This window comes from Pseudoalteromonas sp. MMG010, from assembly GCF_018100905.1.
Classification (GTDB): Bacteria; Pseudomonadota; Gammaproteobacteria; order Enterobacterales; family Alteromonadaceae; genus Pseudoalteromonas.
Genome location: NZ_JAGJEG010000002.1, coordinates 133,635 through 145,694, shown reverse-complemented (window position 1 = coordinate 145,694; position 12,060 = coordinate 133,635). Strand labels below are relative to the sequence as shown.

The following is a 12,060-nucleotide window of genomic DNA, read 5'->3' as shown; positions in this document are numbered from 1 at the left end:
TAAATTACTATTGAACAGTAAACCAGATTAGAAAAACAAAATAACCGTTAACTAGCTTACAGATTGTGAGCACACAGGAGAATTTGATGCTAAGACGCACAAAAATAGTCGCTACCCTTGGACCTGCTACCGATAGAGATAATAACTTAGAAAAAATCATTCGCGCTGGTGCAAATGTTGTTCGATTAAACTTCTCGCATGGTGTAGCACAAGATCATAAAGACCGTGCACAAGCTGTACGCGATATTGCAAAGAACTTAGGTAAACATATTGCGATTTTAGCTGATTTACAAGGTCCTAAAATTCGTGTTTCTACTTTTAAAGAAGGTAAAGTTAACCTTACCGTTGGCGCTAAATTTACATTAGACGCAAAAATGGAAAAAGGCGAAGGCGATGTCAATGCTGTTGGTATTGATTACAAAGAATTACCACAAGATGTACAACAAGGCGATTTACTTTTATTAAACGATGGTTTAATCCAGTTAACGGTTGAAAGCGTTGTTGATCATTTAGTTCATTGTACTGTAACTGTTGGTGGTGTTTTATCTAACAATAAAGGTATCAACCGTTTAGGCGGTGGCCTTACCGCTCCAGCATTTACTGAAAAAGATAAAGAAGATTTAATTACCGCAGCAGAAATCGAAGTAGATTATATTGCCGTGTCATTTCCACGCAGTGGTGATGACATGCGTTATGTACGTTCTTTAGCAGAAGCAGCGGGCTCAAATGCACAGCTACTTGCTAAAATAGAACGCGCTGAAGCGGTTGAAACACAAGAAGCCGTAGATGATATTGTTCTTGCTTCAGATGCTGTTATGGTTGCACGTGGTGATTTAGGTGTAGAAATTGGTGATGCAGCGCTTATGGGCAAGCAGAAACTAATTATTCGTCGTGCACGTGCATTAAATCGTACTGTTGTTACTGCAACGCAAATGATGGAATCAATGATTGATAACCCGATGCCGACCCGTGCCGAAGTTATGGACGTGGCAAACTCAGTTCTTGATGGAACGGATGCAGTGATGCTTTCTGCTGAAACAGCGGCCGGTGATTACCCAGAAGAAACTGTTGCGACAATGGCGCGTGTTTGTTTAGGTGCTGAATCTCAAAAAGAAACACATGTTTCTAAGCATCGTTTAGATAGCCGTTTTTCAAATAACGCTGAGTCTATTGCTTTATCAGCAATGTATGCAGCAAACCACTTAGATTCAGTAAAAGCCATTATCACACTGACTGAATCAGGTAGTACCGCTAAACTTATGTCACGTATTAGCTCTGGCTTACCAATTTATTCATTGTCACGTCATGCAAGTACATTAGGTCAAACTGCACTTTACCGTGGTGTTTACCCTGTATTTTTTGACTCAACAAAAACAGAAAAAGACGGCATGGTTCAAGCTGCTCTTGATACACTTGTGGCACAGGAATCGTTAAAGTCTGGCGATACTGTGATTATCACTCATGGTGATTCAATGGAAACTGTGGGCGCTACTAATACCATGAAGATTGTAACGGTTTCTTAAACCCATTACTTTATTCATTAAAAAAGCGAGCTAATTAGCTCGCTTTTTTTATATTCAACGCTATTTAATTAGCTAGCCAATGCTGCTTTTACCTTATCTCGATAACTACGGCTTACTTTAAGCTCTTGTCCATTATCAAGCACTAATAAATATTCACCACTGACCTGTGTTACCAATTTGCTGATTTGTTTTGTATTTACAATGGCACTTCGGTGAACACGTACAAATAATTGTGGGTCTAACTCTTGCTCTAATTCTTTCATTGTTTTTCGCAAGATATGTGTTTGGCCATCTTGGCAATGTAAACACATATAGTCACCCGCAGCATCAATCCACTGAATAGTAACAATAGGGACTCTAATAATTTCGCCTTGCTCTTTTACAGCCAATGATTCAGGGTAACGGCGATCATTTAAGGTATCGCCTGTGGCTAATTTCTTTAATATTTCTTCACAGTTATTACCCGTAATGCCCGCTACAAAACTAGCTAATTTCTTTTTGTGCGCATTATCTTGCTGTGTTTTTAAATAACTATGTACTTTTTCAACGGCTTGTTTTAAACGATTATCATCAACCGGTTTTAAAATGTAATCCAACGCATGAATTTCAAATGCTTTTACTGCAAATTGGTCAAATGCTGTAACAAAAACAATCGCTGGTAGCGCTTTAATACTTTGGCTTAAATTACGTGCCACTTCAAAACCATTCATTACAGGCATTTGAATATCTAAAAAAACTAAATCTATTGTTTGTGTCTGACAAACATTAATTGCCTCTTGCCCCGAGCTGCATAACGATACCACTTCGATTTCATCATACTCAGCGAGTCTTACTGCTAAACCTTTACGCGCTAAAGGTTCATCATCAACAATTAAAGTCTTTATTTTGTTCATTTTTTTATTGCCTTTTCGAACGGTATGCGCAGATTTATTTTTAATCCACTTGGCGTATTATGTGATAATACAAACGAGTAATTATTTTCATAGAGTGTTTTTAAACGATCTTTTGTATTAGCAACACCTACACCTTGTGCATTTATTAATTGACCATTTTTAAGCTCAGTGCCTGGGCCATTATCACTGACTTCAAGTAATAATTCATTAGCAAAAACTTGGGCTTTTATATCAATCAACCCACCTTGCATTAAGTGCGCTATGGCATACTTAATTGAATTTTCAATCAGTGGCTGCAAAATTAAACTAGGTACGAGCGCTTGTTTAGCCTCATTGCTAATATCGACATTAACTTGAAGGCGCTCATCAAATCGAACGCGTTCTATTTCAAGGTACAACATTAAAGCGTGTAACTCTTGCTCTAGGGGGACCTTTTTAATGGGGTCCGTATTGAGGGTATACCTTAAAAAGTCACTCAAACGAGAGACCATTAAGTTAGCATCTTTATTTTCTTTTACCAAAACTAAAGTTGAAATTGCATTTAAGGTATTAAATAAAAAATGGGGGTTTAGTTGATAACGCAGCATCTTTAGTTGTGCTTCATGGGCCATTGTGGTGGCTTTTAACGCTTTTTGTCGTTCACTTTGTAATAATTGATAATACTTAATACCAAAGTACAAGCCGCTCCAACATAAAATAATATAAACAGAGTCTAACCCTTGTTTAAGATAATAAAACCATTCTGTAGGTCTGTAACCGTGTCTATATATTTCCCATAAGTTAAACTTTTGTACCACAGCCCATAATGTCCCCGTGATATACGATGAACCAAATACTGCAAACATTAAAACCCAAGGTGATGCATTCCAAATTTTGCGATAAACATAACGAAGTGGCACCGTCATTAAACAGCCTGCATACGCATTTAAAATAATGACGAAAATATAAATATCTCGCATTTCAAATACTTTAGAGCCTATATAATTAACCAACGCATACCCAAGCCAACCTGCTATTTGCAGAAGCCAAAAAAAACGTTGCCTATTATCAATTAATGTTTGCCAGTTCAAAATATACTTAATACCTTTTATTAATGCTTTTATTATAACGACATACAGGCTTGCATAATACTGCTAACCATCTTAATTTTTTATGACCTTACCGCAAATAAAAAGGCGAAAGAGTTATACTCTTTCGCCTTTATGAATGTTGTAACAACGTTATGCTAACTATGCCAGCTTATCTGATGCCACTTTATAGGTTGGATCTTCAATCACATTCACTTCAACTAAATCGCGTGCTTTGTGAAGTAATTGAGTACAGTCTTTACTTAAATGACGTAAGTGTAACTGTTTACCAGCCTTCGCGTATTTAACTGCCAGTGAATCAATCGCCTCTATAGCGCTATGATCCGAAACACGGCTAAATTTAAATTCAACAATAACATTATTAGGATCATTTTTTATATCAAATAATTCTGCAAATTTTTTCACTGAACCAAAAAATAGTGGGCCATGTAATTCATATACTTTAACGCCCTCTTTATCTATGTAGTTAGTTGTATAAATGTGTTTTGCATGTTGCCAAGCAAATACAAGTGCAGACACAATCACCCCCACACACACAGCAATCGCCAAATCGGTAGCAACAGTAACACCAGACACTAATACAATAACAAAGGCATCGGCTAAAGGTACGCGTTTCATCATTTTAAAACTTGCCCATTCGAAGGTACCAAGCACAACCATAAACATCACCCCAACTAAAGCAGCAAGTGGGATCATTTCAATAAGGCCAGAGGCAAAAATGATAAAAGCAAGAAGCATTAATGCAGCACTAATCCCTGATAAGCGCGAACGACCACCAGAGTTAATGTTAATCATTGATTGTCCAATCATGGCACAGCCACCCATTGCACCAAAAAAGCCACACGTGACATTTGCAGCACCTTGGCCAATACATTCTTTGTTACTTTGACCACGTGTTTCTGTGATCTCATCAATTAAAGTTAATGTTAGTAATGATTCAATTAAACCAATAGCAGCTAAAATTAATGCATAGGGAAAAATAATTTGCAGTGTTTCTAAATTAAATGGCACCATTGGAATATGAAACTGCGGTAAACCGCCAGCAATAGTGGCAGCATCATTACCTGTCATCCCTTTTAGGAAGTCAAGTACAGTACGAGTTTCTAAATCAAAACCTAGCACAATCGCCGTAACGGTAACTATAGCGACTAATGAAGAAGGCACCGCGGTTGTTAATTTAGGTAAAAAATGAATAATAGCCATCGTTAAAGCGACTAAAGCAAGCATGATCATTAAAGGTTCTGTTGCTAACCATTGTTGCCCGCCAGCACCATCGGGGACTTTAAACTGCCCTAACTGTGCTAAAAATATAACAATAGCTAACCCATTCACAAAACCTAGCATCACTGGATGAGGAACCATTCTAATAAACTTACCGAGTTTAAACACGCCAGCCAGTATTTGTAATATCCCCATAAGTAAGACAGTCGCAAATAGATACTCAACCCCATGATCCAGTACCAAGCTAACCATAACAACGGCTAATGCTCCCGTAGCACCCGAAATCATGCCAGGTCTACCACCAAAAATTGCGGTAATTAAACCAACAATAAATGCAGCATATAAACCAACTAAAGGTTCAACATTTGCTACAAAAGCAAACGCAACAGCTTCTGGTATAAGGGCTAAAGCGACCGTTAAACCAGACAGAATATCGTTTTTAGCAGAGCTTGGCGCTTTGCTTAATAAGTTAAACATTGAGTTCCTCAAATGTATTTGTTACAGGGATAAAAAAAGCGCTAAATTGTAGCAAATTAGCGCTTATTTAACAATTAGCTAAACCCCTAAAGAGGTTCTAAACATTGAATATTATAGTGGTAAAGATGTACTGCGTTTTACACATGTCATCGTTACATTTGAGTGTACTTCTTGTACATACTCTAAACTGAGTAAATTATCACGAACAAAATGTTCATAACCGGCTATGCCTTGTGAAATAATTCGTAGCATAAAGTCCATTGTTCCAGCCATAGTGTAACACTCAGTCACTTCATCATAGCTTAAAATCAGCTTCTCAAATTCAGCTAAATTATTACGGCCATGACTTGATAAGCGAACATGAGCATAGACCAACATGTCAAAACCAAGCTTTTTTTCATCCAAAATTGCCACTTTACTTTTAATGTAGCCATCTTGTTCAAGCTTAGCGATACGACGCCAGCAAGGTGATTGTGATAGACCTACTTTATCGGCGATATCGGCCGTTGATAAACTAGCGTCTTGCTGTAATAGTGCCAAAATCTGGCGATCAACGTGATTAAGAGACATTTTATTTCTTATTTTGCTTATAAACTGGTTAAATTATACAACTATTTTTAAAAGTAGTCTGTATATTTTTAGTCTTAATATTTATAAGTTAGCTCAATTTGTTAGCCAAAATGCCCACTAATAAATGGATTTGTACTCTTTTCATCACCCACTGTGGTATTCAAACCGTGCCCAGCCATAATAATGGTCTTATCGGGTAAACACATAATCTGTTGCTTTATCGATGTTAAAAGCTGCTCTGTATTCCCCTGTGGAAAGTCTGTACGCCCTATCGCACCTTTAAAAATAACATCTCCAACAATCACACATTGTTGTTGTTCTTGATAAAACACAATATGTCCCGGTGTATGTCCTGGACAATGTTTTACTAAAAACTCCAGCTCACCCACCTTTACACTATCTAAGTCATTCAAGTACTTAGTTGGATAAAAAGGAGCTTTAGCTGCAAAGCCAAACATTTGGGCTTGCATTGGCAAATTTTCAAACCAGAAATGTTCATCTTTATGCGGTCCAAGTATATCTACATCATAGGTTTTACATAGAATATCAGCCACTCCTACATGATCTAAATGACCATGTGTTAACCAAATAGCCTGGATTTCTACACGATGACTAGCCACCTGTGCCGTTATTTTATCAACATCACCACCGGGGTCGACAATCACCGCTTTATTCGTCTTTTTACACACTATAATTCGACAATTTTGCGCAAAAGGGGTCACAGGTACCGTAATTACATGCATCTTATATTTCTTTATCTTTTTGATTCAATATTATAGGCGGCTGTTCAAAACTCATTAAAATGGGGTATTTTAAATAATGACTATCGTAAAACGGACTATGTTGATACAACCACTGCAAACGCGCATCCGCATCATTTGCAAAGGTGCTGTCTTCGTCTATTTTCTTTTTAAATTGTGCGGCTAAATTAGGATCACTTTCTAACATTTTTTTAGCGTAAGGCAATAATGCATAGTTTTCCATGTATTCAGTACGCTGAAAAAGGGTATTAAATTCACCCCAAGAAAAAAATGAATCTGGGGCTTCAGGGTGCAATAAATGAACAGCGAGTTCACCCGCAGCTTGTTGCGTCTCTACCGAATACCAGCCATCTAAATTCATATTAGTCGCTGCAATTAAATCAAAACTCGCCGATACTCTAAAACGCCCTTCAAATGGTGCCGAGGCAAAAGTATGCTCAGTGACGACAGCTTGCTTTAAAGGCTGAGTATTCGCTCCTGATAACTGGGTCACCTCAACACCATGCAATTTTAGCTTTTGTACAATATCGCTATACACCGGCGGAATTAAAAAAGCCTTAGGTACGGTTACGGTTGTTACGACTTCTTTTTGCCAATAAATTGATAAGTCGGTGTAATTTTTTACTTTCCCTAAATATGTAACTTCTTGTTGGCCAGATAGTTCATTAAAACTTTTTGCATACTCAATGCCTTTAAAGGCTATTTTATCTGCTGTTTTAGAGTAACGTCTTTGTACAACAAGCTCTTTAGGCACGAAGGATTGCTCTTTATCAACTGCATCTTGTAATTGTTGACTGTGTAAAGAAAGCGCTTCGATAGCACCATCTAAAAATACATAAGTCCCCAAAACACGCTGTTTATAAGGTTTTAATGAATGATTTTCAACTAAGATGGTTGGTAACGATTTAAGATCGCCCCACCCGTTTGAAAAACGAGGCGTTGCAACCCACCCAGCGAGCCCTTTACTAAACTCTCGCTTATCCATCACAAAGACTAGCGGGCCAGGGATATGCCCTTTTTTAGTAAGAGCATTGTCTATAGTTGGTTTAAACAGAGTATCAAGAACGCTTGAAACAGCCGGTGATTCACTGGCAAACACAGGGTTGTAACCATACGTAACATCGTATTGATAATCGGCCCCATCGGTTACGTGTATATCGACATATAAATCAGGATTAAATTCATTGATCACTTCTAACACCGACTTAATTTCAGGCGTGTCTAATTTTGTGTAATCACGATTTAAATTTAAATTATTTGCGTTGGTTCTAAATCCCATTTTACTCGGTCCACGCTGATTTATACGATTAAATGCACTACTTCGCTCGTGGCCATCTACATTTAAAATGGGGATAAATAAAATATTTACTTTTTTGAGTAAATCTCTACGCTTACCTGTCGCAATATCGCGCAGTAACATAAAACCAGCATCTTTACCGTCTATTTCACCACTATGAATACCCGCTTGTATTAATAGAGTTGGCTTTTTACTATGTTGTAATTCTTTTGCTGTAAAATGCCCATGTTCATTCGCAACAAGCATTTTAATTGCACGTTGAGAGTGACTATAGCCAATATTTTTTATGGTGAATTGTGTTGGGTTAGCAGCAACTAAACGATCGACAAAGTCCATCGTTTGTAAGTAATCAGGCGATCGCTTACCTTGAGATAACTCAAATACCGTGGTTAATGGGCCTTCATCCTGCATTAACGCTAAACTATCACCTTGCCATGGTAGTAAAGGAGGTAAGTGACTATTAAACACAGTACTGGCAGACAAAAATAGTAACGTTGTGAGCATTGTTTTCTCAGGCTAACTTTTAATATAATAAATTATATCAAGTTACACATAATTAAAGAGAAAACTGCGGTGATTCAACAAGAAAATGCGCTGTAGTTATGTGCTAAATTATAGACACAAAAAAAGGAGCCTAGGGCTCCTTTTTACTACTTATTTAAAAAACTTAAGCTGCCGCTAGGCCTTCTTTAGCTTTTTCAACAAGTGCTGCAAATGCAACTTGGTCGTAAACAGCGATATCTGCAAGGATCTTACGATCGATTTCTACAGATGTCTTTTTAAGACCATTGATAAAACGGCTGTAAGACAGACCATTTTGACGTGAAGCTGCATTGATACGAGCAATCCATAATTGACGGAATGTACGTTTCTTAGCACGACGGTCACGGTAAGCGTATTGACCCGCTTTAGTAACAGCCTGGAAAGCTACGCGGTAAACACGTGAACGTGCTCCGTAGTAACCTTTAGCTTGCTTTAATACTTTTTTGTGACGTGCACGTGCGATAACACCGCGTTTAACTCTTGCCATTTCTAAAAACCCCTATTAAGCGAATGGTAACATACGTGAAACTAGACCATGGTCATTTTTATGAACCATCATCTTAGGACGTAGGTGTAACTTACGCTTAGAAGTTTTCTTAGTCAGAATGTGACGAAGATGCGCTTGTTTACGCTTGAAACCGCCAGAAGCAGTTTTCTTGAAACGCTTAGCTGCGCCTCTGTGACTTTTTAGCTTATAAGCCATTGCAATAACTCCAAATGTATTGCTTTAAAATTAGTAAGTAGGCGTGAGGTATATTGCTATAACTCCACTTTATAAGGCCTAGCTTACTGCCATGTTCCGGTGAAAGCCCAATAAAAATATTGCAGCCTTACTTAAACCGGTTAACTCAGGTGAATATTCGCATATTACTTGCAGACCTGAGCTAAATTCGGTGCGCATTATCGCTTAAAAATTACTTTTTAGCAATAGGGGCCATCATCATAACCATTTGACGACCTTCAACACGATTTGGGAAAGATTCAACAACAGCTAAATCTTCTAAATCGCCTTTAACGCGATTTAATAACTCGATACCAATTTCTTGGTGCGCCATTTCACGGCCACGGAAACGAATCGTTATCTTTGCTTTATCGCCAGCTTCTAAGAACTTACGTAAGTTGCGAAGCTTAACCTGATAGTCACCTTCATCCGTACCAGGACGGAATTTGATTTCTTTAATCTGGATTTGCTTTTGCTTCTTCTTCTGCTCTTTTAGTTCTTTGCTTTTTTCAAAGATGAACTTACCGTAGTCCATAACCTTACAAACAGGCGGCTCAGCATTTGGGCTGATCTCTACAAGATCAACACCCGCGGCGTCAGCCATTGCTTGTGCGTCTTTTAATGACTGAATACCAGCTTGTTCGCCTTCAATGTCAATTAAACGAACTTCTTGTGCTGTGATTTCTTCGTTAATACGATTTTTTTGAGCTGTTTGTTGCCCTTTCTTGCCGCCTCTAATGGTACGTTCCTCCAAGAATATCAATAATATAAGCGTGTAGTTTGGCTGTTTGCATATGCCCTACACGCTCGATTTTTTTACTGTCGACTTTTAATTTCAGCGCTAATTTTAGCGACAAAATCATCAACATTAAATTTGCCTAAGTCTTCACCTGTACGCGTACGTACAGCAACTTCTTGTTGTTCAACTTCTTTATCGCCAACAACTAATAAGTATGGAATGCGCTTAAGTGTATGCTCACGGATTTTAAAGCCAATCTTCTCATTTCTCAAGTCGGCAGCCGCTCTAATTCCAAGTTTATTTAATTTTTGTACAATTTCATGCACATAATCAGCTTGTTTATCGGTAATATTCATAATTACCACCTGCTTTGGCGCAAGCCAAGTCGGAAATAAACCAGCATACTCTTCTGTTAGAATACCAATAAAACGTTCAATCGAACCTAAAATAGCACGGTGAATCATCACTGGCGTACGACGTTCGTTGTTTTCAGCTACATAAGTAGCGCCTAAACGCCCTGGTAGTGCAAAATCTAACTGCACTGTACCACATTGCCACGCTCTGTCTAAGCAATCGTACAAAGTAAATTCAATTTTAGGACCATAGAAAGCCCCTTCACCAGGAAGGTAATCAAATTCTATATCATTTGCTTTAAGTGCATCAGCTAATGCTAACTCAGCTTTATCCCACACTTCATCATCGCCAATGCGTTTTTCTGGACGAGTAGAAAGCTTAACCACTATTTTATCAAAGCCGAAAGTTTCATAGGTATCGTAAACCATTTTAATACACGTTGATACTTCATCCATTACCTGCTCTTCGGTACAGAAAACGTGAGCATCATCTTGGGTAAAGCCACGTACACGCATTAATCCATGGAGTGCGCCCGATGGTTCATTACGATGACAACAACCAAATTCAGCCATACGAAGAGGTAAATCGCGGTATGATTTTAAACCTTGATTAAATATTTGAACATGCCCTGGGCAGTTCATCGGTTTAATTGCGTATTCACGCTTTTCAGATTCAGTGGTAAACATTGCATCTGAATATTTTTCCCAATGACCTGATTTTTCCCATAATGAACGGTCCATCATCATTGGACCTTTTACTTCTTCGTAATCGTATTGACGTAATTTTTCACGAACAAATTCTTCTAGCTCGCGGTAAATACTCCAACCATCATTATGCCAAAACACCATACCAGGTGCTTCTTCTTGCCAGTGCCATAAATCTAATGCTTTACCAATACGACGGTGATCACGTTTTTCAGCTTCTTCAAGGCGTTTTAAATAAGCCTTTAGTTGCTTTTTGTCGCCCCACGCTGTGCCGTAAATACGCTGTAGCATTTTATTATCTGAGTCACCACGCCAATAAGCACCAGCCACTTTCATTATTTTAAAGTTTTGACAGAACTTCATGTTCGGTACGTGCGGACCACGACACATGTCAATATATTCTTCGTGATGGTATAAACCTGGGCGATCATCTTTTGCGATATTTTCGTCAAGGATTTCAATTTTATAGCTTTCGCCACGCGCTTCAAACGCATCGCGAGCTTCTTGCCAGCTCACTGTTTTCTTTACTACATCGTAGTTAGTTTTAGCCAGCTGCATCATGCGTTTTTCTATCGCATCTAAATCATCTTGGCTTAAAGAGTGTTCCATATCAATATCATAGTAAAAACCATTATCGATAGTTGGACCAATCGCCATTTTCGCTTCTGGGAAAAGTTGTTTTACAGCATGACCGATTAAGTGTGCGCAAGAATGGCGAATTATCTCAAGACCATCTTCATCTTTTGCGGTGATAATTTCTAAACGCGAATCTTCGTTAATTAAATCACATGCATCAACACGCTCACCATTAACACGACCGGCGATGGTTGCTTTTGCTAAACCAGGGCCAATATCGGCGGCAACATCTAAAGTACTAACAGGGTTTTCAAAACTACGTTGGCTTCCATCAGGAAGAGTAATAACTGGCATTCTAAATCCTTACTACAGTGGTGACACCTACAATGCATCACGTGTATGTCTAATAAATTAAAAAATTATTTTTAATGTTTAAATGCAATCATAAAATAGGCTGCAATTAATCATTAATTATCAATGACTCGACAACGCTTTTACGAATAAGCATTGACTATATCGGTTTTAAATTACCTAAAACCTTTGTTACCGTTGAGTCTCATCAGCAACAAAAAAGTATTGTCGCGTGATGTGGT

The 12,060-nt window shown here is 38.2% G+C and carries 11 protein-coding genes; 1 reads left to right on the top strand and 10 read right to left on the bottom strand.

Annotated elements, in window-relative coordinates; genetic code table 11:
- The first annotated feature begins 86 nt into the window (after positions 1-86).
- Positions 87-1,523, top strand: a complete 1,437-nt coding sequence (gene pyk, locus J8L70_RS03625; RefSeq protein ID WP_211054116.1) for a pyruvate kinase — start codon at positions 87-89, stop codon at positions 1,521-1,523.
- A gap of 68 nt (positions 1,524-1,591) precedes the next feature.
- On the opposite strand, the gene J8L70_RS03620 is transcribed toward pyk, so the two are convergent.
- From J8L70_RS03620 to thrS, 10 genes are all read right to left on the bottom strand, one after another.
- A complete protein-coding gene (locus J8L70_RS03620; protein WP_211054115.1) occupies positions 1,592-2,416 on the bottom strand; it encodes a LytTR family DNA-binding domain-containing protein in 825 nt (274 codons plus the stop codon).
- Complete coding sequence (locus J8L70_RS03615; protein WP_211054114.1) at positions 2,413-3,486, bottom strand: histidine kinase; 1,074 nt, start codon at positions 3,484-3,486, stop codon at positions 2,413-2,415. Before J8L70_RS03615 ends, J8L70_RS03620 begins: the two co-directional genes overlap by 4 nt.
- Before the next feature lie 159 nt (positions 3,487-3,645).
- Positions 3,646-5,202, bottom strand: coding sequence for a SulP family inorganic anion transporter (locus J8L70_RS03610; RefSeq protein ID WP_211054113.1), 1,557 nt, complete (start codon positions 5,200-5,202; stop codon positions 3,646-3,648).
- A gap of 111 nt (positions 5,203-5,313) precedes the next feature.
- Positions 5,314-5,772, bottom strand: coding sequence for an Lrp/AsnC family transcriptional regulator (locus tag J8L70_RS03605; RefSeq protein ID WP_211054112.1), 459 nt, complete (start codon positions 5,770-5,772; stop codon positions 5,314-5,316).
- Positions 5,773-5,873: 101 nt separating this feature from the next.
- A complete protein-coding gene (locus J8L70_RS03600) occupies positions 5,874-6,515 on the bottom strand; it encodes an MBL fold metallo-hydrolase (protein ID WP_211054111.1) in 642 nt (213 codons plus the stop codon).
- Position 6,516: 1 nt separating this feature from the next.
- A complete protein-coding gene (locus J8L70_RS03595) occupies positions 6,517-8,334 on the bottom strand; it encodes a M14 family metallopeptidase (protein WP_211054110.1) in 1,818 nt (605 codons plus the stop codon).
- A gap of 163 nt (positions 8,335-8,497) precedes the next feature.
- Positions 8,498-8,860 carry a 50S ribosomal protein L20 gene (rplT, locus tag J8L70_RS03590; protein WP_211054109.1) on the bottom strand — a complete coding sequence of 121 codons (363 nt, stop codon included), beginning with the start codon at positions 8,858-8,860 and terminating at the stop codon, positions 8,498-8,500.
- Between the two features lie 15 nt (positions 8,861-8,875).
- The gene (rpmI, locus tag J8L70_RS03585; RefSeq protein WP_004587840.1) at positions 8,876-9,076 is read right to left on the bottom strand and encodes a 50S ribosomal protein L35; all 201 of its coding nucleotides are present in this window, start codon (positions 9,074-9,076) and stop codon (positions 8,876-8,878) included.
- Positions 9,077-9,287: 211 nt separating this feature from the next.
- Positions 9,288-9,848, bottom strand: coding sequence for a translation initiation factor IF-3 (infC, locus tag J8L70_RS03580; protein WP_211054108.1), 561 nt, complete (start codon positions 9,846-9,848; stop codon positions 9,288-9,290).
- Between the two features lie 62 nt (positions 9,849-9,910).
- Complete coding sequence (gene thrS / locus J8L70_RS03575; protein ID WP_211054107.1) at positions 9,911-11,821, bottom strand: threonine--tRNA ligase; 1,911 nt, start codon at positions 11,819-11,821, stop codon at positions 9,911-9,913.
- Positions 11,822-12,060: the final 239 nt, after the last annotated feature.

Excerpts from the sequence above, each read along its gene's own strand:
- pyk (WP_211054116.1), top strand. The coding sequence starts at position 87 with ATGCTAAGACGCACAAAAATAGTCGCTACCCTTGGACCTGCTACCGAT.
- J8L70_RS03600 (WP_211054111.1), bottom strand. The coding sequence starts at position 6,515 with ATGCATGTAATTACGGTACCTGTGACCCCTTTTGCGCAAAATTGTCGA.
- J8L70_RS03605 (WP_211054112.1), bottom strand. The coding sequence starts at position 5,772 with ATGTCTCTTAATCACGTTGATCGCCAGATTTTGGCACTATTACAGCAA.
- J8L70_RS03620 (WP_211054115.1), bottom strand. The coding sequence starts at position 2,416 with ATGAACAAAATAAAGACTTTAATTGTTGATGATGAACCTTTAGCGCGT.
- rpmI (WP_004587840.1), bottom strand. The coding sequence starts at position 9,076 with ATGGCTTATAAGCTAAAAAGTCACAGAGGCGCAGCTAAGCGTTTCAAG.
- rplT (WP_211054109.1), bottom strand. The coding sequence starts at position 8,860 with ATGGCAAGAGTTAAACGCGGTGTTATCGCACGTGCACGTCACAAAAAA.
- J8L70_RS03595 (WP_211054110.1), bottom strand. The coding sequence starts at position 8,334 with ATGCTCACAACGTTACTATTTTTGTCTGCCAGTACTGTGTTTAATAGT.
- J8L70_RS03610 (WP_211054113.1), bottom strand. The coding sequence starts at position 5,202 with ATGTTTAACTTATTAAGCAAAGCGCCAAGCTCTGCTAAAAACGATATT.
- thrS (WP_211054107.1), bottom strand. The coding sequence starts at position 11,821 with ATGCCAGTTATTACTCTTCCTGATGGAAGCCAACGTAGTTTTGAAAAC.